This window comes from Caulobacter mirabilis, from assembly GCF_002749615.1.
Classification (GTDB): Bacteria; Pseudomonadota; Alphaproteobacteria; order Caulobacterales; family Caulobacteraceae; genus Caulobacter; species Caulobacter mirabilis.
On the sequence record NZ_CP024201.1, the window covers coordinates 934,348 to 956,157 of the forward strand.

The following is a 21,810-nucleotide window of genomic DNA, read 5'->3' on the forward strand; positions in this document are numbered from 1 at the left end:
ATGAGCCGCTTCATCGAGATCGTCGAGGTCGGCGCCCGCGACGGGCTGCAGAACGAGAAGGTCGTGCTGGAGCCGGCCGACAAGATCGAGCTGGTCCGCCGCCTGGACGCCTGCGGCGCCCGTCGCCAGGAGGTGGTCTCCTTCGTCAATCCCAAGCGCGTGCCCCAGATGGCCGGCGCCGAGGAGATGATCGCCGAGCTGGCCGGGGCTCCTGGTCGGTCGCGCATCGGCCTGGTGCTGAACGAGCGCGGCTGGGACCGCGCCGTGGCCGGCCAGTGCGACGAGGCCAACGTCGTGGTCTGCGCCACCGACGGCTTCGGCATCCGCAATCAGGGCGCTTCGTCGGCCGAGCAGATCGCGACCCTGGCCGCCATCGCCGCCAAGCGCCAGGCCGAAGGCGGCCCGCCGATCAGCCTGACCATCTCGGTGGCCTTCGGCTGTCCGTTCGACGGCGAGGTCTCCGAGGACCAGGTCGTGGCCATCGCCCAGGAGGGCGCGGCCCTGGGCCTGGCCGAGATCGCCCTGGCCGACACCATCGGCGTCGCCGATCCCTGGACCGTCCGCAAGCGCGTCGAGGCGGTCCGGAAGGTCATCGGCGACATCCCGCTGCGCATGCATTTCCACGACACCCGCAACACCGGCATCGCCAATGCCTACGCCTCGGTGGAAGCCGGCGTCCGCATCCTGGACGCCTCGGTCGGCGGTCTGGGCGGCTGCCCCTTCGCCCCGGCGGCGACGGGCAACATCGGCACCGAGGATCTGGTCTACATGCTGGAGCGCGCCGGCTTCGAGACGGGTCTTGACCTCGGCAAGCTGATCGAGACCGCCCACTGGATCGGCGGCAAGATCGACAAGGCCCCGGTCTCGGGCCTCAGCAAGGCGGGGCCGTTCCCGAAGCCGGCGGAGTAGGCGCATTGCGTCCTTCGAGCCCCGGATCAAGTCCGGGGTCGCCTGAGGGCTCGCTCCTCAGGATGACGGATTCAGCAAGCCAACCCCATTCGTCATGGTGAGGAGCGGACCCTCAGGTCCGCGTCTCGAACCACGCAAGGTCGCTCGGCAGCTAATACGGATCCGCTGCTTCCAGGACTTCCTGGCCCATCAGGACGCAGCCTTCCATCTGGGCGTAGAGGAAGCGCATCCGATACTGGCCCTTGTAGATGTAGCCCCAGACCTCGAGCACATCGAACTTCCCCTTGCCGCGCAGCGACTTCACCGGCGGCAGGACCTTCACCGGGCCGCTGACCTGCAACTCGTGGTCGGTCTCGCCGAAGTGGAAGGCCAGCAGGGCCTTGCCCCTCTGAATCGCGTCGGCGGCGCAGGCGTGAACGGCGGGCGGCGGCGGGGCCTGGTCCATGGTCGTCTCCGAGGCGAAAGGGTCGGTCAGGCCACCAGCTGTTCGGCCTGGCGCAGGTCGACCGACACCAGCTGGCTGACGCCGCGCTCGGCCATGGTCACGCCGAACAGGCGGTCCATCCGGCTCATGGTGACGGGGTTGTGGGTGATGGCGATGAAGCGGGTCTGGGTGCGCTTGCGCATCTCGTCCAGCATCGAGCAGTAGCGGTCGACGTTGGCGTCATCGAGCGGTGCGTCGACTTCGTCCAGCACGCAGATCGGCGCCGGGTTGGCCAGGAAGACGCCGAAGATCAGCGCCGAGGCGGTCAAGGCCTGCTCGCCGCCCGACATCAGGCTCATGGTCGACAGCCGCTTGCCCGGCGGGCAGGCGAAGATCTCCAGCCCGGCCTCCAGCGGGTCGTCGGACTCGATCAGCCGCAGCTCCGCCTGGCCGCCCCCGAACAGCGCCTGGAAGAGGGTCTGGAAGTGGCCGTTGATGATGTCGAAGGCCGCCAGCAGGCGCTCGCGGCCTTCGGCGTTCAGCTCCTCGATCCCCTCGCGCAGCTTGGCGATGGCGCTGGTCAGGTCGACGCGTTCCGACCGCATGGTCTGGAGGCGGTCGGTCTGTTCGGTGGTCTCCTCTTCCGCGCGGAGGTTGACCAGGCCGATGGCGTCGCGCTCGCGCTCCAGATTGAACAGGTGCGCCTCGACGCCGCCGGCGGAGGCCGGGATGGCGTAGGCCTCGTCCTGCAGCGAGCGGCCCAGCTCCTCGGGCTCCATCTTGGCGCTGTCGCGGATGTTGCCGGCGATCTCGCCGAAGCGTTCGCGGGCGGCGTCCAGCCGGGCGGTCAGGCCGGCCCGGTGTTCGCGGGCGGCGGCGGCGGCGGTCTCGGCGGCGCGGGCCGTGCGATCGGCTTCGAGACGGGCCGTCTCGGCCTGCTGCAGGGCGTCGGTCGATTTGGCGCGCCGGGCCTCGGCCAGGGCGTACTCGTCGAGCAGCTTGGCGGTGCGTTCGGCCAGCACAGCCGGGGCGTCGCGGGCGGCCAGCATCCCCTTGTCAGCGGCGGCCTTGCCTTCGGCCAGGCCTTCGATCCGCTTCTTGGCGGCGTTCGAGCGGCGGCTCCAGTCGTCGCGGTCGCGGCGCAGGCCCTCGACCCGGCGCATGCGGCCGTCGCGCTCGCGGGTCTCGATGTCGACCGCGGCGCGCGCCGCGGCGGCGGCCTCGCGGGCCTCGCCGGCGGCGACGCGGGCCTTGTCCAGCATCGGCGACAGGTTCTCGCCCGAGCCGTCCTCGCTGGCGTCGGCGCGGGCGGCGTTCAGGGCGGTTTCGGCCTCCGCCCGCTCGGCCTCGAAGCGGGCGATGGTCTCGTCCAGCGACTGGGCGCGGGCCTCGCGGCGGGCGGCCTCGTGCGCCAGCCGTTCGACGGCCTCGCGGGCGGACTGCAGCGCGCGCTCGGCCTCCTGCGGCGCGCGGCGGCGATCCTTCAGCGCCTCCTCGGCGGCGCGGAACCGGACCTGGGCGTCCTTCAGCGCGGTCGTCGCGGCGTCCGCCTCCGGCGTCAGGCCTTCGATCTCGGCCTCGGCCTCGGCCAGACGGTTGCGCTGCTCCAGCCGGATCGCGGCGGGCTTGGGCGCTTCGGCGCGGGCGGTGAAGCCGTCCCAGCGCCACAGATCGCCCTCACGGGACACCAGACGCGCGCCGGCGGGCAACAGCTTCTGAAGCCGCTCGCCATCCTTGCGGTCGACCAGGGCGGTGAAGGCGAGGCGGGCGGCCAGGGCCGGCGGCGCCTTGATCAACGGGCCGAGCGGGGTCGCGCCTTCCGGCCATTTCGGCGTCTCGGCGTCGCGGCCGCCCCAGTAGGCGGGGGCCTTGGCGTCGAGCGCGGCTTCCAGGTCGTCGCCCAGGGCTGCGGCCAGAGCGGTCTCATAGCCCTTGTCCGGCTTCACCGCGTCCAGCGCGGGGGCGAAGCCGCTCTTGGCGCGGGGCGCGGACAGCTGCGCCAGGCCGCGGGCCTCGGTCTTCAGCCGGCCCAGACGATCCTCGATCTGGCGGGCGGCGTCGCGGGCGGCGCCTTCGGCGCGGGCGGCCTCGGTGCGTTCGGTCTCGGCCGTCTCAAGAGCCGCACGAGCCTCGGTCAGCACGCCCTGGGCGGCCTCAAGCTTCTGTTGGGCGGCCGCGGCCTGCGGATCGACGGTCGGACCGATGGCGGCGCGATCGGCCTTGGCCATGTCCAGGGCGCGGACGGTGCGGGCCAGCCGCCCCTCGGCGTCGGCCACCCGGGCCTGGGCGGCGCGCCGACGGGCCTCGTCGGCGGCGACGCCGGCGGCCAGGGTCTCGACCTCGCGGTCGGCCGCCGCGCGGGCCTCTTCGGCCTGTTTCAGCGCCTCCTGCAGTTCGGGCAGACGGGAGGGCGCCGACTTCACCTCCGCCTCGACGATCTCCAGCTCCTCGGCCAGACGGGCCAGGGCGACGCCGGCGTCCTCGACGATCTGGAGCTCACGAGCAGTGTCCGCCTCGATCCGCGCCAGCTCGGCGGTCAGGCGTTCGACCTCGGCGGCGGCGCTCTGGTGTTCGCGCTCGAGGCGGTCCTTCTCGATCTCCAGCTTGTTGAGGACGGCGGCGGCCACCGTTTCCTCGTCGCGGAGCGGCTTGATCGCCTCCTCGGCCTTCAACGCGGCGGTCTGGGCGGCGGCGGCCTCGCGGGCGGTGTTCTCGACCTGCCGGCCGCTCTCGGTGTTCTCCGTCTCCACCCGCATCAGGGTGTCACGGGCCTCCGTCCAGCGGGCGAACAGCACGGCGCCCTGCACGGCGCGGATCTCGGCCGACAGGCGCTTGTACTTCTCCGCCGCCCGGGCTTCCCGGCGCAGCCGATTCAGGGTCGAGTCCAGTTCGCGGATGATGTCGTCGAGGCGGTTGAGGTTGGTCTCCGCCGCCCGCAGCCGCAGCTCCGCCTCATGCCGCCGGGTATGCAGGCCGGAGACGCCGCCGGCCTCCTCCAGGATGCGGCGGCGGTTCTGCGGCTTGGCGGCGATCAGCTCGCTGATCTGGCCCTGACGGACCAGGGCAGGGGAGTTGGCGCCCGTCGAGGCGTCCGCGAACAGCAGCTGGACGTCCCGCGCCCGCACCTCGCGGCCGTTGACCTTGTAGGTCGAGCCCTCGCCGCGATCGATGCGGCGGACCACCTCGATCGTGGCGTGATGGTTGAACTGCGCCGGCGCGGTGTGGTCGCTGTTGTCGATGGTCAGCGTGACCTCGGCGTGGTTCCGCTGAGGCCGCGAGCCGGCGCCGTTGAAGATTACGTCGTCCATGCCGCCGGCCCGCATAGCCTTGGCGGAATTGGCGCCCATCACCCAGCGCAGAGCTTCCAGAAGGTTCGACTTGCCGCAGCCGTTCGGCCCCACGATGCCCGTGAGTCCGGGCTCGATCCGGAATTCGGTCGGATCGACGAAGGACTTGAACCCGGAAAGGCGAAGCCTCTGGAAGTGCACGGGTCGGGGTCGGCTCCTACTTCTTCGCCTTGGCCAGAGCCTTGTCGTAGGCCGCGTCGATCTGGGCCATCGTCATTTCACCCTGGGCGTACTTGTCGTCGTTGAAGAAGAAGGTCGGGGTGCTGTCGACGTTCGCTTCCTTGCCGTACTTCTCCACGCGGGCGGTCATGTCGGTCAGGGCCTTTTCGTCGCTGACGCAGGCCACGAACTGGTCTTCGTTCATGCCGGCCGACTGCGCCACGCGCAGCAGCACGCCGCGGATGTCGCCGGTCTGGGCGATCTCTTCGTGGCCATGGAACACCGCGTCGACCACGCCGAAGTATTTGTCCTTGCCCGCGCAGCGCGCCAGCAGGGCGCCGGCGGTCGCCAGTTCCGCCGGCGGCGTGATGAACTCGCGGAAGACGTAGCGGACCTTGCCGGTGTCGATGTACTTGGCCTTGAAGGTCGGGAAGACCTCCTTGTTCCACTTGGCGCAGTGGCCGCAGGACAGCGAGGCGTACTCGACCACCGTAACCGGCGCGTCGGCCTTGCCCTGGCTCATGTCATCGGACGTAACGGTCTGACCGCCGCCCTTGCCGCAGGCCGACAGAAGCAGAGAGCTCGCGCCCAGGCCGAGGATGGCGGAGCCGGCCAGGATGGTGCGGCGATCAATGCGCATGACGGGTAGTCCCCCTTTGAGCGGACGTTGAGTTTAAGCCCGATTCCCGAAGCCGGAAGAAGGCGGCGTTTGTTGGGCGCAACAGCCTCTCGACAGCGCCGTTGTCAACTGCCGGAGCCGCGCAGGACCTCGCGTCCCAGTTTGATCAGCACCTCCTTCAGCGGCCCGTCGGTCGCCTCGGCGACGCCGTCGGCGAGAGCCTTCTCGGACGCGGCGTCCAGAGGGCCGCGCAGACGGCGTCGCTTGGCCTGGGGCTTGCCGGCGCTGACGCGGACCGGTCCCTGGATGATGCGCAGCTTGCCGATCTGGCCTTCGCCGAGCAGCAGGGAGACGCGCTTGAGGATTTCGGGGGCCTGGTGCTGGACGATGGCGGCGGCCGGTCCGGCCACCTTCAGCTCCAGCACGCCGGGCGCCGCGCCGCGGCCCTTGGTGACCTTCACGGGCTCGGTATGCCGGGCCAGGGTCTCCCCGACGATCTCCTTCCAGCGCATCTGCAGCTGGCCCGGGCCCTGGCCGTACTGGGCCTCCAGCCTGCGGAGCATCGGCGCGAGCGACTTGCCCGCCAGGGGCGCGGGCCGCGGCGCCGGCTTGGTCCGGCGACGCGCGAGAATCTCGGCGGCTTCCTGAAGCGTGGGCAACGTGCGACGGCGCATGGCTTATCTATACCCGTCATCCCGGCCGGAGCGAAGCGGAGAGCCCGGGACCCAGCAACGCCGCACCCGGGGCCCGGATGGCCGCTTCGCGGCTTCCGGGATGACGGCTAAAGGAAACCGGATGAACGCTCCCGCCCTCCGCGCCGCGCTGCTCGACTGGTACGACGCCCATGCGCGGAGCCTGCCCTGGCGCGCGCCGCCCGGCGCGGGGAAACGGACCGACCCGTATTTCGTCTGGCTGTCGGAGGTGATGCTGCAGCAGACCACCGTGCCGCACGCCACGCCGTACTTCCTGGCCTTCACCCGCCGCTGGCCGACCGTCTCCGATCTGGCGGCGGAGGAGGACGCCGAGGTCATGGCCGCCTGGGCGGGCCTCGGCTACTACGCCCGCGCCCGGAACCTGCTGGCCTGCGCCCGGGCGGTGGCGGGCCGGCGCGGCGGCGTGTTTCCGGACACGGAGGAAGGGCTGCTGCGCCTGCCCGGCGTGGGGGCCTACACCGCGGCGGCGGTGGCGGCGATCGCCTTCGACCGCGAGGCCAACGTCGTCGACGGCAATGTCGAGCGGGTGATGGCGCGCCTGTTCGCCGTCGAACCGCCGCTGCCCGACAGCAAGCCGGAGCTGAAGCGGCTGGCCGGGTCGCTGGCGACCGCCGACCGTCCCGGCGACTGGGCTCAGGCGCTGATGGACCTGGGCGCCACGGTCTGCCGGCCCAAGGCGCCGCTATGTGACCGCTGCCCGATCTCGGGCGCCTGCGCGGCCTATGCCCGCGGCGATCAGGAGACCTTCCCGCGCAAGACGAAGAAGGCCGAGCGCCCCCGCCGCCATGGCGTGGCCTGGCTGCTGACCGACGGCGATCGCGTCGCTCTGGTCCGCCGCCCGCCGAAGGGGCTGTTGGGGGGCATGCTCGGCCTGCCGACCAGCGACTGGCGCGCGGCGCCCTGGACCGACGCGGAGGCTCTGGCGGCCGCGCCGACGGTCGCGGCCTGGCGCGACGCCGGAGAGATCGAGCATGTCTTCACCCACTTCGCCCTGACCCTGCGCGTCTTCCGGGCCGAGGGCGCCATGGCGGCCGAGTGGACGCCCCGCGCCGGCCTGGAGGCCTTGCCCAGCGTGTTTCTCAAGGCGGCCAAGGCGGGACTGACGCGGCTGGTCTAGCCGTGTACTCAGGCGAACCGAGTTTCGCCAAACGGGGGCCTCATGCGCCTGCTACTGTCCGTCCTGGCCGCCCTCGCCGGGGCGCTTCCCGCCCTGGCCGCTCCGGCGGCGGCGCCCCTGGTCATCGCCGACGTCACGGTCATCCCGGTCGACACCGACGAGGTGCTGCCGGGCCGGACCGTCCTGATCCGCGACGGCCGCATCGTTCGGATCGATCCGGCGAAGGAGGCCAGGATTCCGAAGGGCGCGACCGTGGTCGACGGACGCGGCAAGTTCCTGGTTCCGGGCTTCTTCGACGCCCACGTCCACATCACCGCCCGCGCCGCGGCGAAGGCCAGCCGGGACCCGGCGACGGCCGCGCTGGATCTGCCGCCAGGCTACGACCAGGCCGTGATGCTCAGTTTTCTGCGGGCCGGCGTGACCTCTGTCGCCAACCTCGGCGGCGGGCCGGTCGGCGACGGCGAACTGCTGCGGCTGCGCGAGGAGATCGCCGCCGGCCGAACGGCGGGGCCTCGCCTGTACATCGCCAAGCGCATCAACGGTCCGCTCGCCGGCGTGACGGAGAAGGACCTGGCGACCGCGCCGGCTTCCACCATCGACGCGCCGACCATCGCCGCCGACGGCGCCGCCGCGGTCCAGGCCGCGAAGGCCAAGGGCTATGACTTCATCAAGCCGTACCAGTTCCTGAACCGCCAGACCTACGCCGCCGTCGTCGAGGAGGCCGGCCGCCAGGGCTTCGTCACCACGGGCCATCTGCCGGAGTTGGGCTGTTCGGTCTGCGCCGACCGGGCCTTCGTCTTCGCGCATCCGATGAGCAACGTCGCCCATGCCGAGGAGCTGCAGCGCTATGGCCGCGAGACCGATCTGGCGCCGGCGGACATCGACGCCCTCGCCGACCTGGTGAAACGCTCGGGCATGGGCGTCACCCCGACCCTGATCACCATGAAGGCGATCCAGCACATGCAGGTCGAGCGCGAGGTCATGCCCGTGGCGCCGGGCTGGTCGCGCTATCTGGATCCGGTCTCGCGCCTGCAGTGGACGGCCCCCGCCAACCGCTATCTGGGCCAGCCGTTCCGCGACCGCGACGGCGCGCATCTGTTCTCGGCGTCCTATGACTTCGCGCGCGTGCTGACCCGGCAGCTCTGGAAGCGCGGCGTCCCCCTGACCGTCGGGACGGACGCCTCGCTGCCGGGCCTGGTCTACGGTCATTCCGTCCATCAGGAGATGATCGAGCTGCATGAGATCGGCCTGTCGCCGGTCGAGGTTCTGCGGGCGGCGAGCCTCAACGGTCGTCGCCTGTTCGATCCCAAGGGCGACGACGGCGCGATCCGGCCGGGCCGTCGGGCCGACCTGGTCCTTCTCGGAGCCGATCCGCTCGCCGACGTCCGCAACGTCGAGACGGTCGAGGGCGTGGTCGCCGCCGGCCTCTGGCGCAGCGCGGCCGAGCTGGACCGGCTGTACGAGGAAGCGGCGCGTTAGCGGCGACGTTGCCTAAGTTTCATTTGCGCCCTGCATCTGTTCGGCGTCTCAAGCGCCTCTTGCTTGTTGGGGGAAGCGGCGATGATCCGGACCTTGTCGAAGTGCGCGGCTGTTGTCGGCTTGCTGGCGTTTCCCGCCGCCGCCGTCGCGGCGCCGGAGAGCCCGCCCCCAGGCCTGTGTCACGTCGGCGCCTACGCCTTGGCGGACGGCCGCAAGCTGGTCGTCCAGCCCAGCAACGCTCCCAATCTGCGCTGGCGGATGCTCGACGGAACGACCGGCAAGGTTTTTCCGTCCGGCGATGCGGGAAGCTACGCGGGCGGCGACGGCTGGTCCGCCAAGGCGCCGGTCACGACCACCGTCGACTTCGGTTCGTGCGGTAGCCCGACAATCCAATTCAACAACACACCCGGCGACCGCATCGCCCTGCCGACCACGCCGATCACCTTCGCCAGCGGACCGCTGAGCCTGCAGGGCGAACTGGTCATGCCGTCGTCGGGCAAGCCGCGGGCGGTGGTCGTGCTGCAGTACGGCTCCGACAAGGAGTCCGCCGTCTGGCACAACTACGTCCAGTATCTGCTCCCGTTGAAGGACATCGCCGTCTTCGTGTTCGACAAGCGCGGCACGGGGCGTTCGACGGGCGAGTACACGATCCATTTCGGCGATTTGGCCGACGACATGGCGGCGGCTATCGGCGCGGTGCGCGCCCGGCCGGAGCTGAAGGGCGTTCCGCTCGGCCTGATGGGCGAGAGTCAGGGCGGCTGGGTCGCGCCGCTGGCGGCGACCAAGGCCAAGGTCGACTTCGTCGTGGTCGGCTACGGCCTGGCGGTCAGCCTCGTCGAGGAGGATCGGTCCGAGGTCGAGCAGGGCCTGCGAGCGAAAGGCTACGGGGCCGACGTGCTGGCCAAGGGGCGAGCGATGCACGACGCCGCGACCAGGGTGGCCGTGTCGCGGTTCAACGAGGGCGCGGATGAGCTGGCGCGACTGAAGGCCGCGTCCGAGGGCGAGCCGTGGCGGAAGGGCCTCGGCGGCGATTACACCGGCCCCCTGTCCAGCATGCCCGCCGAGGACGTGAAACGGATCTTCTCCTTCGGATATGACCTCGCCTACGAGCCGGTTCCCACGCTGGAAAAACTGAACGTCCCGATGCTCTGGGTCCTGGCCGGCATGGACACCGCGGCCCCGCACGAGCGGACGCTGGCCATCCTGCGGGCGCTTCAGGCGAAGGGCGCGCCGATCGACGTGGTGGTGTTCCCCAAGGCCGAACACGGGATCATCGAGACCGACGGCGCCGGCAAGCGGCTGGGCCGCACCGCACCGGGCTATTTCGAGCTGCTCGGGGACTGGATGAAGACGCGGCGGTTGGAGAAGGCCTACGGCGAAGGCGTGGAGCATCGGCGTCGGTGATGCGTCCCCAATCGGGGATTGGCCGCGTCGCGCCTAGACCACTCTGAGCTTGATGGCGGCGCCGTCGGGGAGATCGCAGATCTGACGATGGAGGTCGGCCGACAGCGACACCACCTCGTGGGCCGGAGCGACGAACATATTCTCCGGCGTGTAGACGCCGCCCTCGAACCCCGGGGGCGTGATGAACCAGTAGCACTGTCCTTCGCCGGCCTTCTTGCCCGCCTCGTGAAGGGCTTCGACGACCGGCCGCATATGCCAGAGCTCGCCATCGTCGCCCTGCATCAACGCGTGCAGACGGCTTTCGCTGTCAGCCACGCGCGAGACCTCGCCGGTGGCGCATTCCAGCCAGTGAACGCCGTCGTCTCGCTCGAAGAAGACGTCGGCCATGCGGGTCATCAGGACAGGCCGCCATAGGCCGGCGATCTTCCAGGACCAGGCCTCGATCGCCGTCTTGGACAGCGCGGCGTCCGGCTGGAAAATCAGGTCGGCCCAGCGGACGGACATCGAGCCTAGGCCGCCATCTCCGCGCGGACCTTGCTGCGCAGGACATCGATCGGGGCCAGGCCCTTGTCCGACTTGAAGTGCCAGTAGGTCCAGCCGTTGCAGGCGGGCTGGCTCTGGATCATGGCGCCGACCTTGTGGATCGACCCGGTCATCTCGCCCACGGCCAGGCTGCCGTCGGCGCGGACCTTGGCGCTACGCTGACCCTTGGGGCACCAGACGGTGTCGCCCGGACGCAGCAGGCCGGCCTCGACGATGGTGCCGAACGGCACGCGGGGCTCGGACTTCTTGCTGCCCATGACTTCAAGGTCGGCCGGCGCGATCGGCACGACCTTGCGGATGCGCTCCTTGGCGTGGGCGACGTATTCGCTCTCGCGCTCGATGCCGATGAAGCGGCGGCCCAGGCGCTTGGCCGCGGCGCCTGTGGTGCCGACGCCGAAGAAGGGGTCCAGGATCACGTCGCCCGGACGGCTCGACGACAGGATCACCCGGTGCAGCAGAGCCTCGGGCTTCTGGGTCGGGTGCGCCTTGTGGCCGTCGGCGCCCTTGATGCGCTCTTCGCCGGTGCAGAGGGGCAGGGTCCAGTCGGACCGCATCTGCACCTCGTCGTTGGCCATCTTCATGGCGTCGTAATTGAAGGTGTAGCGCTTGCCGCCTCGGCTCTTGGCCGCCCAGATCAGGGTTTCGTGGGCGTTGGCGAACCGCGTGCCCTTGAAGTTCGGCATCGGATTGGTCTTGCGCCAGATGACGTCGTTCAGCACCCAGAAGCCGAGGTCCTGCAGCACGGTCCCGACGCGGAAGATGTTGTGATAGCTGCCGATCACCCACAGGGCGCCGTCGTCCTTCAGCACGCGGCGGCACTCGGCCATCCAGGCGCGGGTGAAGTCGTCGTAGGCCTTGAAGCTCTCGAACTGGTCCCAATGGTCGTCGACCGCGTCGACCTTGGAATTGTCCGGCCGCAGCAGGTCGCCGCCGAGCTGCAGGTTGTAGGGCGGATCGGCGAAGACGAGGTCCACCGAACCATCCGGAAGCTTTTTCAGCTCCTCGATGCAGTCGCCTTGGATGATGGTTTCCGGACCGAACGCCATGGGAGATCCCTGAACACGAAAGAGTCCAAGGATTCTGAGTCCGTTAGGGTTAAGGCGGGATTCACAAGCGTGGTTAACGCCTGTTCACAGTTTCAGAGCGCGGGCGTGATGTCCGTCGCCGCGAAGTCGTCGCCGACGAACAGCAGCGGAGCGTTCAGCGATTTCGCCAGCGCGTAGGCGAAGCTGTCGCCGAAGTTCAGTTTGGCCGGTGAGCCAAAGCCGCGGCCGAATTTCACTCGGGCTTCGAGGGCGAGGCGGGCCTGGGCAGCGGTCAAAGGCGCTATCTCGACGCCGGCGACGGCCAGGAACTGATCGAGGTCCGACCGTGCTTCGTTTGGGTCTTCGACGCGGCCTGCCATCACCGCGCCGACTTCGACGTAGTTCGCCGCTGAAATGACTCGTTGGCCGTGCAGTTCCTTTTCCAGGCGGTCGGCGAGCGCCGAGCCGATCGTCTCACCAAAGAGGATGGCGATCACGGCGGAAGAGTCGACAACGATCAATCCTCGTCCCCCGACGCCCAGTCCCACTCCGCCTTTGTCACTGGGCGCCGGTCGTACTTAGTGGCGACGCTTTCGGCGAAGGCCATGAGCCGCTCTACATACTCGGCTCGTTGGACATCGCGTTCGCGCGCCAGACGTTCGCGGAGAGCGTTTGTCACCGCGTCCGTTAAGGTCTCGCCAGTTAGCGCCGCGAGTTCACGGGCCAACCGATCCGCCTCCTCGGTCTTGATGCTCAGAGCCATGGCCGTCTTTCTAGAACGTCTTTCTAGATAGCACGAAAACGGCTCTGGCGCATCGTACGACGTCCTTCTATTGCCGCGCCGGCTTGTCCACCCTGATGCCCTCGAGGAACCGGCGCACGGGCGCCGAGGTCGGGCAGTTGGCGGCGGCGACGTAGTTGGCCGCGCCCTTCACCTGGCACATCGCCGGGGTCGGGCCGGACAGGACGCCGTCGGCGCAGGCGTTGCACATGCGGGTGAAGGCGGCTTCCAGCTGCAGCGAATAGTCCAGCGGCCGGGCGCCGCCCCAGCTGGCGGTCGGGGTCGCCTCGCTCGGGTCGGTCAGGGTCCCGCCGGGCACGTTCTTCAGATAGCTGGCCGCCAGCGCCGCCCGGGTCTGGTCGTTGTTCAGGGTAGCCATGGTGTAGGTCGGGCCGGTGGGCAGGATGCTCAGCGCCTTGGACCGCGGCCACTGCGCCAGGGCGTGGCAGGACATGCAGGTCGAGATCATGTTGTCGGCGGGGCCGTTCAACCGGCCCTGGAAGCCGGGCCAGGGCCGCTCGTCCCAGGTCTGCCCATGACCGCGCCAGACCACGCCCGCCAGCGCCGGGTTCAGCCGGGTCTCGGTCAAGGTGGCCATGGCGTCGCGCGGCGAGGCGGCGGCGTTCGGATCGTTGCCCCACATCAGCCCGACCGGAACGAGGTTGTCGAACAGGCCGTCGCCGGTCTTCGGGCCCTTCCAGATGTAGGTGCCCAGGATCCAGCCGGTGGGGGAGTCGTTGTCGCGGATGGCGATGTCCATCTGCAGCAGGCGAACGGTCTGCTGGGTGCGTTGGCTGACCCGGTTGCCGATGAAGGCCTGCACCTCGGGCGAGCCGTCGAGATAGGCGGCGTCCTGGGCCGTGGCGGTCGTGAACAGCAGCTTGAACGAGGCCGCGCCCTCCGGCATCGACCAGCCGGTCTGCGGCACCTGCGGATTGCAGGGATCGGCGAAGACCTGGCCCAGCGCCGCGGCGCCCTCGCGGTTGTAGAAGCCGACCGCCCAGACCTGGCGGCCCGTGCCGGAGCCCGGCGCCAGATCGCCCTTGCCGGGGTTGCGCTCCTTGGTCAGGCCCAGGTTCTTCTCGCGACCGTTGTCGCCGTAGTCCATCCAGGGCGCGATCCACCACTCGGCGTCCGGCTTCATCGCGGCCTTGCCGTCGGCGATGGCCAGGCCCCCCGCCTTCACCTCGGAGAGGAAGGCGGCCATGTAGGCCTCCCAGTTCTCCTTCTGGACGCTGTCCCAAGCGTGAGGCTGGCGGTTCGCCGCCGGCTGGGGCAGGTCGCGACGCCAGGGGAAGGCGATCGGCTGGGCCGCGCCGGCATAGGCGCTGCTCTTGGTGAGGTCGAAACGACCGCACATTCCGGCCGGCGTCGCCTGCTGTTGCCGCGCGAAGGAGGCGTAGCCGATCGCCGTCGCCGCCAGTCCCGCCGCCACAACGGCTATCGCCAAACGCTTTGCTCGCATGATCGCCCCCGCTTCAACCCTGGCGAGAGCTTACAGTGGCGCGTGGAAAAGGGAACGGCGTTATGCGACCTTCTAGATCGCCCGGCCGCGGCCTTCCCAATAGGGCTCGCGCAGGCGGCGCTTGAAGATCTTGCCGGAGTCCTCGCGGGGCAGGGCCGGGACGATCTCGACCAGCCGGGGGACCTTGTAGCGGCTCAGCCGCCCGGCCAGGGCGGCGCGGATGTCGACCGGGTCCAGAGTCGCGCCGTCGACCGGCTCGACATAGGCGCACAGGGCTTCGCCGAACTCCTCGTCCGGGATGCCGAACACGGCGCAGTCCTTCACGCCGGACACGTCCAGCAGCACGGCCTCGATCTCGGCCGGATAGATGTTCACCCCGCCGGAGATGACCATGTCGCGCTTACGGTCGCACAGGAACAGATAGCCGTCCGCGTCCAGGTAGCCGACGTCGCCGACGGTGACATGGGCGCCGCGCCCGACTTCGCGACGCTTCTCGTCGGCCCCGATGTAGGTGAAGTCGGGCAGGTTGGCCGGGCGGATATAGACCTCGCCGACCTCGCCCGCAGGCAGCTCCGCGCCGTCGTCGCCGACGATGACGATGTCGACGCCGGGCAGGGGGCGGCCGACCGTGCCGGGCTTCGCCACAGCTTCTTCCGCGCCGTGGAAAGCAGCCAGGCCGGTCTCCGACGAGCCGTAGTATTCGAAGATCACCGGGCCCCACCAGTCGATCATCGCCCGCTTCACGGCCGGCGGGCAGGGCGCAGCGCCATGGACGACGAACTGGAGGGAGGAGAGGTCGTACTTCGCCTTCACGGCCTCCGGCAGCTTGAGCAGCCGCACGAACATGGTCGGCACGATGTGCATGTGGGTGATGCCGTGGCGCTCGATCAGCTGCAGCATCTCCTCGGCGTCGAAGCGCGGCTGCAGCACGATGTCAGCCCCGACGTGCAGGGCGCTCAGGCCGTAGATGTTGGGCGCGGCGTGGTACATCGGGCCGTTCATCAGCACGATGATCGGACCGGGCCGGTCCAGCCCGAACGGCGTCAGGCCGCTGAGCGTCGGCGGCGTCGCGCCCGGCGCCGGCGGTTGGCGGCGAACGCCCTTCGGCTTGCCGGTGGTGCCGGAGGTGTAGATCACCGCCGAACGGTTCACCGGCGACGGATCGGCGAGCGGGCCATGCTCATCGACGAAGCCGTCCCAGGCGCGGGCCGGGACAGCGTGGGGCGCGACGGCGGCGGCGTAGGCGGCGGCGATCTCGTCCGGCGTGTCGACGACCAGCACCGGAACGCCCGCGGGGATTCCGGCTTCCATCCCCGGCAGCAGGTCGGCGTGGGCGATCACCGCCCGGGCGCCGCTGTCGCGCAGGATGTAGCCGGCCTCTTCGGCGGTCGAATGCCAGTTCAGCGGCACCGGATAGGCGCCGGCCAGGCTGGCGCCCAGCGCGGCCTCGAAGAAGGCGACGTCGTTGCGCAGGACCAGGGCCACCGTATCGCCCTCGCGCACGCCCAGGGCCCGCAGGCCTGCCGCCGCCTTGAGCGCCCGTTCGCGGATCTCGGCGTGGCCGACCCGGCGGTCGCCGGCATGAACGGCGGGCGTGGACTCGATGGCGGACATGGCGCTCTTCCCTGTGGTCTCGTCGGCGAAAAATGTACGACGTAAATCTACGATGTAAACCGGTATCGGCCGCTCGACTGCCCCTGCGGAACGCCTGAGAACATCCGATCCGGAAAAGGCGCCCGCGTTCAGAGGCGCCGGGAGGACCCGCATGACCAGCCCGCTCGCCGCCTTGAACGAGAGCCGCAAGAGCCCGTTCTACGAGGAGCATCACCACGCCTGGCGCGACACGCTGCGCCGGTTCGTGGAGGCGGAGATCATGCCCCATGTGAACGACTGGGACGAAGCCGGCGAGTTCCCGCGCGAGCTCTACAGGAAGGCCTCGGACGTCGGGCTGCTGCGGCTGGGCTGGCCGGAGGAATACGGCGGCGTGCCGTCGGACCCCTTCATGTCGATCGTCACCAGCCAGGAGATGGCGCGCCACGGCGCCGGCGGGGTCAACGCCAGCCTGATGGTCCACGGCATCGGCCTGCCGCCGATCCGCCGGCTGGGGAGCCAGGCGATGAAGGATCGGATCATCCCGGAGGTGCTGTCCGGCGAGAAGATCATCGCCCTGGGCATCACCGAACCTTCGGGCGGGTCCGACGTGGCCAACCTGAAGACCACCGCCCGCCGCGACGGCGACCACTATGTCGTCAACGGCTCCAAGATGTTCATCACCGGCGGCATGCGGGCCGACTACTACACCGTCGCCGTCCGCACGGGCGGGGAGGGCGCGGGCGGCGTCTCCCTGCTGCTGATCGAGCGTGACCGGGAAGGCTTTTCCCGCACGCCGCTGAAGAAGCAGGGCTGGTGGGCGTCGGACACGGCGGCGCTCTATTTCGACGACGTCCGGGTGCCGGTCGAGAACCTGATCGGCCAGGAGAACCGGGGCTTCGCCGGGATCATGGAGAACTTCAACGGCGAGCGGATCGGGATGAGCGCCGGGGCGATCGGGTTTTCGAAGGTCTGTCTGGAAGACGCCATCAGCTGGGCGCAGGAGCGGGTGACCTTCGGCAAGCGGCTCGCCGACCACCAGGTGATCCGCCACAAGCTGGCCGACATGTACAAGCGCATCAACGCGACCCAGTCCTGGCTGGAGCTGCTGGCCTGGCGCATCCAGCAGGGCGAGAGCCCGATCGCCGAGATCGCCCTGCTCAAGGTCCAGGCCACCGAGACCATGGAGTACTGCGCCCGCGAGGCGATGCAGGTGATGGGCGGCAATGGCTACATGCGCGGCAGCCGCGTGGAGCGGATCTATCGCGAGGTCCGCGTCAACGCGATCGGCGGCGGGTCCGAGGAGATCATGCGCGATCTGGCGGCGCGGCAGATGGGGATCTGATTTCCTCCCCCTTTGGGAGAGGGGGACCGTCCGACAGGTCGGTGGAGCGGGCCTAATGTGGTGGACAGCAGCCGGCGCCTTTGGCCCCCTCCACCATGCTGCGCATGGTCCCCCTCCCCCGGTGGGGGAGGATCAGGACCACGGATAAACCCACGTCTCCGACACCGGTCGGCCGTCGCGCATCAGGGCGCAGCGGATGTCGCCCTGGCCGGGCTTGAAGTTGAAGGCCAGGCGGACGCCGCCGGTCACCGCGTTGGGCTGGACCACGACATGGCGGACCTCGCCGCCGGGAATGTCGATCGCCCCGATGAGCCCCTCCGGATCGCCGACGACGGGGCCGTAGTCGATGACCAGCCGCTTCCACTCCGCCGAGTCGCCCGCGCCCGAGCGCCAGGCCATCACCCGGGCGACGGCGGGGTCGGTGACGTCGCGACCCCAGTTCAGGCGGTAGGCGACCGTCACCGGCTGCTGCGCCTTCAGCGGCGCGGCGGCGCGCCATTCGGCGACGGTGTTGTCGTCGGCTTCGCTCTTGGCGTGGAGCTCGACCAACCGCGCCTGCCCGGCGGGCCAGGCGACCATCGGCTCGACCCAGAGGCTGGGCCGCAGGTCGTAGCGGGCCTCGAGGTCCTCGTAGTCGCGGAAGGCGGTCTTGCGCTGGATCAGGCCGAACGACCCGGAGCCGCCCAGCAGCGTCGGCCGCGTCGCCGGCGGATTGGCCAGCGGCCGCCAGGTGCGGGTCCCGTCCGCCTGGGTCACGGCGATGCCGTCGGAATCGTGCACCGCCGGGCGGAAGTCGTCGTACTTGGCGCCGGTCTCCTGGTCGAACAGGAACATGCTGGTCAACGGGGCGAAGCCCACGCGCGGCGTGTCGTGGCGCGGGAACAGCACCGCCCAGACGTCCATGGTGGTGACATCGCCCGGGGTGACCACGAAGCGATAGGCGCCGGTGAGGCTCGGGCTGTCGAGCAGGCCGTGCAGGATGACGCTGGCCGCGCCCGGTTCGGGCCGCTCCAGCCACCAGGCGCGGAAGTCGGGGAACTCCTCGGGCCAGTCGCCGGCCCCGATCGCCAGACCTCGGGCCGACAGGCCGTAGACCCCGCCGCGCGCCACGCCGCGGAAGTAGCTGGCCCCGATGAAGGCGGCGACCTCGTCCAGCTTGTCGGGCTGGTTGATCGGGTTCAGCAGGCGGAAGCCGGCGAAGCCCAGCTCCGGATGGCCCTCCAGGCCCGCGGGCGTCCCCTGGCCGAAGGCGAACATCTCGGGCGTGTAGCCGATCGGCGTCGCGCGGCCGCCGGCGACCTCGAAGATCTCGACCCGGGTCTTGGCCAGGCCGCCCCGATGGAAGAAATGCGCCTGGAACGGCAGGCCCAGGTCACGCCAGAGGGCCCGGCTCTCGACGAAGCGGATCTGGCGATAGCCGTCGTAGTCCAGCGCCGCCAGCGACGGCGGCAGGGTCTTGTCCGGCCCGACATAGGGCTTGCGCGCCAGCTCGCGCGCCAACTTCGGCACGGTGTCGCCGTTGAAACGGGCCGGGCCGGGCGCGGCGCCGCCGGCCATCATGGCCGCCACGACGCCCGCGCCCAGGAGTTCACGCCGGGTCATCTGCACTCAAGCCTCGTCAAACAGGTCCCGGATCGGGCTCCACCCTCTGCGGTGAATGGGCGAGGGGCCCAGTCGTTGCAACGCCTCGACATGGATCGGGGCGTGATAGCCCTTGTGGGCCGCGAAGCCATAGCCGGGGTAGAGGGCGTCCATCTCGACCATCAGCCGGTCGCGGGCGGTCTTGGCAAGGATCGAGGCGGCGGCGATCGAGGCGCTGATCGAGTCGCCCTTGACCACCGTCTTGATCTCGCAGGGGAGGCGGAACCTGTAGTTGCCGTCGACCAGGGCGAAGGCGGCCGGCGTCGCCAGGCCCTCGACCGCGCGGCGCATGGCCAGGCCGGTGGCCTGCAGGATGTTCAGTTCGGCGATCTCGTCGACGCTGGCGAAGGCCACGCACCAGGCGGTCGCCCTGAGCTTGATCTCGCCCTCCAGCGCCTCGCGCTTCAAGGCGGTCAGCTTCTTGGAGTCGTTCAGGCCCGCGGGCGCCGTGTCCGGATCGAGGATCACCGCCGCGGCGCAGACCGGCCCCGCCCAGGGGCCGCGGCCGGCCTCGTCGACCCCGCAGACAGGGCCGGGACAGGCGGCTTCGAGCAGGAAATCGGGACCGGCGGCGGGGGGCATCACCGCCCTATACGCTGGACCGGTCCGTGTCGGAAGCAGCCGGCCAGATGGTCGTTCACCATCCCGGTGGCCTGCATGAAGGCGTAGACGATCACCGGGCCGACGAACTTGAAGCCCTTCTTCTTGAGCGCCTTGGACATGGCCTCCGCCTCGGGGCTCTTCACCGGCACCTGCGAGGTCGCGTCCCAGTGGTTCACGATCGGCTTGTCGCCGACGAAGGCCCACAGGAACTCGCTGAAGTCCTCGCCCCGGTCGCGCATCTCCAGAAAGATCTTCGCGCCGGAGATGGCGGCGTCGATCTTGGCGTTGGAGCGCACGATGCCGGCGTCGGCCATCAGCCGGGCGCGGTCTTCGGGCCCATAGAGCGCCACCTTCTCGGGATCGAAGCCGTCGAAGGCCGCGCGGAAGGCGTCGCGCTTGCGCAGGATGGTGATCCAGGCCAGCCCGGCCTGGAAACCGTCCAGCACCAGCTTCTCCCAGAGGGCGCGGCTGTCGTACTCGGGCACGCCCCACTCGTCGTCGTGGTAGGCGATGTACTGCGCGTCGGTCGCGCCGGGCCAGGTGCAGCGGAGCAGGGAGGTGTCGGTCATGCGCCGGACGTTAGCGGCGGCCGCGCAAGGCGGCCAGAACTTTTCGTGAACTTCAGGGCGTGCGGCGGACGGCGTTTGTGATCGCCGATCGATGGGAGCTAATGCCGCCATGTCCGGGAATCAGTCGCCCAGCCTCTATCTGAAGCTCCGCCGCAGCGTTGACCGCGACCTGTCCCGTCAGGGGCGGCCGATGTCGCCCTACTGGGGCCTTGCGCCGTTGGGCCTCCTGGCTTTCGGACATCCCTTTCTCGGCGCGATGGAGATCCCGGCCTGGTGCCTGGCCGGCGCCGTCGCCGTGGCCTGGGCCGGCTTCATCGCCTGGCGCGGACTACGCCTGGCCAAGGCGCATGCGCTCAAACGGGATCGCGACTTCGACCGGCGCGGCAAGTTCGGCCTGGCGCCCGTCTACTGGGGCAGCGAAAGCGCCGCCCGCGCCGGAAGCCGCCGCCGGGGCGAGAAGCGGCGGGGGCAGGCCTGATCCTCTGCGAACGTCGGTCGCATTTCCGATTTCCTGTCGTCTCGCCTAAGACGCTGAAATGACGCGGCGCCCCGAACGCGTCACGATTGCGGACGAGAACCGTCCGGGTCCGGAAAGGCGTGAGGCGAGCTTGAAGACGTTGGCGGTGATCGCCCTCAAGGGGGGCTCGGGTAAGACCACGGTGGCGACCCACCTGGCGCTGGCCGCCCATCGCCGCGGCGTCGATACGCTGCTGGTCGACACCGATCCCCAGTTCTCGGCCCGCGACATCCTCGGCGCTCGCGAAGCGCCGGGGCCGGCCTATGTCGAGTCCTCGGGCCGCAACGTCCTGACCGCGCAGTTCGCCGCCCTGGCGGAGCGCAAGGATCTGCTGATCGTCGACACCGCCGCCGGCGCCGTCGAGGCCGTCAGCGAGGCGGTGGTGATCGCCGACTTCGTGCTGATGGTCGCCCGGCCGACCCTCATCGACCTGTCGGGCCTGGCCCGATCGCTGATGTTGGTCCGCCGGCTGGGCAAGCCCTGCGCCGTCGTGGTGAACCAGGCTCCGGTCGCCCGCGAGAACGTCGAGGCGCCGCTGGTGAAGCGGGCGATGAAGGGTCTCGACTACATGAAGGTCGAGGTCGCCCCGGCCATCCTGCGCTCGCGGGCCATCTACCAGGTCGCGCTGGAGCGTGGCCGCTCGGTCGAAGAGAGCTCCGACCGCCACGCCGCCCGCGAGATCGCCGGGCTGTGGGACTATGTCGCCGAGCGGATCGGCTTGAAGGCTGGCGACGCGGAGGCCTAGCCTTCGAACCACGCCGGCCGCTCGATCCGCACCGGGCGGCCGTCCACGGTCAGGTCCGCGCCTTCGATGCGGTCCAGCCGCACCGTCGCCATCGCCCGGCCGTCATGGCCCGACAGCACCTCGCCGCCCCGCAGGTCGTCGGCGGTCAGGACTTCCGCGCCCTGGGCCGGGGCCGGGCCGTCGAAGGCCAACGGCAGCATGCGGTTGCGGATCTGACCGCGGCGCTTCATCCGGCTGGTCGTCTCCTGGCCGATGAAGCAGCCCTTCTGGAAGTCGATGCCGTGCAGCAGGTCGAAGTTGGCCTCGATCGGATAGGTCTTCTCCTCGCCCCAGTCGGCCGGCCCGGGGACGCCGAGCGACAGGCGATGGGCGTCGTAGGCGGCCTCATCCAGGACGGTCGCGCCGGCTGGCGCCGCCGCGCCATAGCCGCGCAAGCCGAGCGCGGACAGCCGGGGGTCAGCGATGAAGCCGTCAGCCGCGTCCGTGTTCCAGAGCGCCGAGACCGTCCGCTCGTCCGCCGCGATCTCGACCTTGGCCCGCAGGCGGTACATCGACAGCCGCACAATCAGCGCTTCGCGTTTCTCCGCCGCGACGTCCAGCAAGGCTCCGTTCTGCTCCTCCAGCACGAACAGGTCGTAGAGCAGTCGACCCTGGGCGTTCAGGAGCGCGCCGAACCGAAGGTCTCCGACGGTCATCGTATCGACATCCTGGGTCAGCAGACCTTGCAGGAACGATCGCCAGTCGGGACCCGTTACCGAGATCAGGGCGCGACTTTCGAGGAGGGCGTATGCAGGTGAAGCGGTCATGGACCCTAG

At 70.1% G+C, this 21,810-nt stretch carries 21 protein-coding genes; 7 read left to right on the top strand and 14 right to left on the bottom strand.

What is annotated here, in order from left to right; all coding sequences use genetic code 11:
* Positions 1-909: a hydroxymethylglutaryl-CoA lyase gene (locus CSW64_RS04535; protein WP_099620982.1), complete on the top strand. Its 909-nt coding sequence runs from the start codon at positions 1-3 to the stop codon at positions 907-909.
* A gap of 151 nt (positions 910-1,060) precedes the next feature.
* On the opposite strand, the gene CSW64_RS04540 is transcribed toward CSW64_RS04535, so the two are convergent.
* The 4 genes from CSW64_RS04540 to CSW64_RS04555 all read right to left on the bottom strand — a co-directional run bounded on the left by CSW64_RS04540 (position 1,061) and on the right by CSW64_RS04555 (position 6,132).
* Positions 1,061-1,354 (bottom strand): hypothetical protein, encoded by a 294-nt coding sequence (locus tag CSW64_RS04540; RefSeq protein ID WP_099620983.1) that lies wholly within the window; start codon positions 1,352-1,354, stop codon positions 1,061-1,063.
* Between the two features lie 26 nt (positions 1,355-1,380).
* Positions 1,381-4,821: a chromosome segregation protein SMC gene (gene smc / locus CSW64_RS04545; RefSeq protein WP_099620984.1), complete on the bottom strand. Its 3,441-nt coding sequence runs from the start codon at positions 4,819-4,821 to the stop codon at positions 1,381-1,383.
* A gap of 16 nt (positions 4,822-4,837) precedes the next feature.
* Positions 4,838-5,479, bottom strand: coding sequence for a DsbA family protein (locus tag CSW64_RS04550; RefSeq protein ID WP_099620985.1), 642 nt, complete (start codon positions 5,477-5,479; stop codon positions 4,838-4,840).
* A gap of 104 nt (positions 5,480-5,583) precedes the next feature.
* Positions 5,584-6,132: a DUF721 domain-containing protein gene (locus tag CSW64_RS04555; protein WP_099620986.1), complete on the bottom strand. Its 549-nt coding sequence runs from the start codon at positions 6,130-6,132 to the stop codon at positions 5,584-5,586.
* A gap of 121 nt (positions 6,133-6,253) precedes the next feature.
* Between CSW64_RS04555 and mutY the strand changes: the two genes are divergently transcribed.
* The 3 genes from mutY (at position 6,254) to CSW64_RS04570 (ending at position 10,171) form a co-directional block, all read left to right on the top strand.
* Entirely contained in the window at positions 6,254-7,288 is a 1,035-nt protein-coding gene (gene mutY / locus CSW64_RS04560; RefSeq protein WP_245863830.1) for an A/G-specific adenine glycosylase, read from the top strand.
* Positions 7,289-7,330: 42 nt separating this feature from the next.
* Complete coding sequence (locus tag CSW64_RS04565) at positions 7,331-8,767, top strand: amidohydrolase family protein (RefSeq protein WP_099620988.1); 1,437 nt, start codon at positions 7,331-7,333, stop codon at positions 8,765-8,767.
* Between the two features lie 81 nt (positions 8,768-8,848).
* Positions 8,849-10,171, top strand: coding sequence for an alpha/beta hydrolase family protein (locus tag CSW64_RS04570; RefSeq protein ID WP_099620989.1), 1,323 nt, complete (start codon positions 8,849-8,851; stop codon positions 10,169-10,171).
* 33 nt (positions 10,172-10,204) lie between these two features.
* On the opposite strand, the gene CSW64_RS04575 is transcribed toward CSW64_RS04570, so the two are convergent.
* The 6 genes from CSW64_RS04575 to CSW64_RS04600 form a co-directional block, all read right to left on the bottom strand.
* Positions 10,205-10,675 carry a hypothetical protein gene (locus CSW64_RS04575; RefSeq protein WP_099620990.1) on the bottom strand — a complete coding sequence of 157 codons (471 nt, stop codon included), beginning with the start codon at positions 10,673-10,675 and terminating at the stop codon, positions 10,205-10,207.
* Positions 10,676-10,680: 5 nt separating this feature from the next.
* A complete protein-coding gene (locus CSW64_RS04580; RefSeq protein ID WP_099620991.1) occupies positions 10,681-11,760 on the bottom strand; it encodes a site-specific DNA-methyltransferase in 1,080 nt (359 codons plus the stop codon).
* Positions 11,761-11,852: 92 nt separating this feature from the next.
* Positions 11,853-12,260 (bottom strand): type II toxin-antitoxin system VapC family toxin, encoded by a 408-nt coding sequence (locus tag CSW64_RS04585; protein WP_099620992.1) that lies wholly within the window; start codon positions 12,258-12,260, stop codon positions 11,853-11,855.
* On the bottom strand, positions 12,257-12,502 hold the full coding sequence (locus CSW64_RS04590; RefSeq protein ID WP_099620993.1) for a type II toxin-antitoxin system VapB family antitoxin: 246 nt from the start codon (positions 12,500-12,502) through the stop codon (positions 12,257-12,259). The genes CSW64_RS04585 and CSW64_RS04590 overlap by 4 nt, the downstream gene beginning before the upstream one ends.
* A gap of 67 nt (positions 12,503-12,569) precedes the next feature.
* Positions 12,570-13,970, bottom strand: a complete 1,401-nt coding sequence (locus tag CSW64_RS04595; protein ID WP_150131330.1) for a hypothetical protein — start codon at positions 13,968-13,970, stop codon at positions 12,570-12,572.
* 87 nt (positions 13,971-14,057) lie between these two features.
* Entirely contained in the window at positions 14,058-15,599 is a 1,542-nt protein-coding gene (locus CSW64_RS04600; RefSeq protein WP_099620995.1) for an acyl-CoA synthetase, read from the bottom strand.
* A 151-nt stretch (positions 15,600-15,750) separates the two neighbouring features.
* On the opposite strand from CSW64_RS04600, the gene CSW64_RS04605 reads away from it, so the two are divergent.
* Entirely contained in the window at positions 15,751-16,920 is a 1,170-nt protein-coding gene (locus CSW64_RS04605) for an acyl-CoA dehydrogenase family protein (RefSeq protein ID WP_099620996.1), read from the top strand.
* Between the two features lie 132 nt (positions 16,921-17,052).
* Here CSW64_RS04605 and CSW64_RS04610 read toward each other — a convergent pair whose 3' ends face one another.
* The 3 genes from CSW64_RS04610 to CSW64_RS04620 are packed head-to-tail and all read right to left on the bottom strand — an operon-like array spanning position 17,053 to position 19,733.
* Positions 17,053-18,522 (bottom strand): glucan biosynthesis protein G, encoded by a 1,470-nt coding sequence (locus CSW64_RS04610; RefSeq protein WP_150131331.1) that lies wholly within the window; start codon positions 18,520-18,522, stop codon positions 17,053-17,055.
* A 6-nt stretch (positions 18,523-18,528) separates the two neighbouring features.
* Complete coding sequence (locus tag CSW64_RS04615) at positions 18,529-19,143, bottom strand: ribonuclease HII (protein ID WP_099620998.1); 615 nt, start codon at positions 19,141-19,143, stop codon at positions 18,529-18,531.
* On the bottom strand, positions 19,143-19,733 hold the full coding sequence (locus CSW64_RS04620) for a DNA-3-methyladenine glycosylase I (RefSeq protein WP_099620999.1): 591 nt from the start codon (positions 19,731-19,733) through the stop codon (positions 19,143-19,145). Before CSW64_RS04620 ends, CSW64_RS04615 begins: the two co-directional genes overlap by 1 nt.
* Before the next feature lie 109 nt (positions 19,734-19,842).
* Here CSW64_RS04620 and CSW64_RS04625 point away from each other — a divergent pair, with 109 nt between their 5' ends.
* Positions 19,843-20,211, top strand: a complete 369-nt coding sequence (locus tag CSW64_RS04625; protein ID WP_099621000.1) for a hypothetical protein — start codon at positions 19,843-19,845, stop codon at positions 20,209-20,211.
* A gap of 130 nt (positions 20,212-20,341) precedes the next feature.
* Positions 20,342-20,995: a nucleotide-binding protein gene (locus tag CSW64_RS04630; RefSeq protein WP_172448455.1), complete on the top strand. Its 654-nt coding sequence runs from the start codon at positions 20,342-20,344 to the stop codon at positions 20,993-20,995.
* On the opposite strand, the gene ygfZ is transcribed toward CSW64_RS04630, so the two are convergent.
* Positions 20,992-21,801: a CAF17-like 4Fe-4S cluster assembly/insertion protein YgfZ gene (gene ygfZ, locus CSW64_RS04635; RefSeq protein WP_099621002.1), complete on the bottom strand. Its 810-nt coding sequence runs from the start codon at positions 21,799-21,801 to the stop codon at positions 20,992-20,994. The two genes, CSW64_RS04630 and ygfZ, sit on opposite strands and share 4 nt — an antisense overlap.
* Between the last annotated feature and the right edge of the window lie 9 nt (positions 21,802-21,810).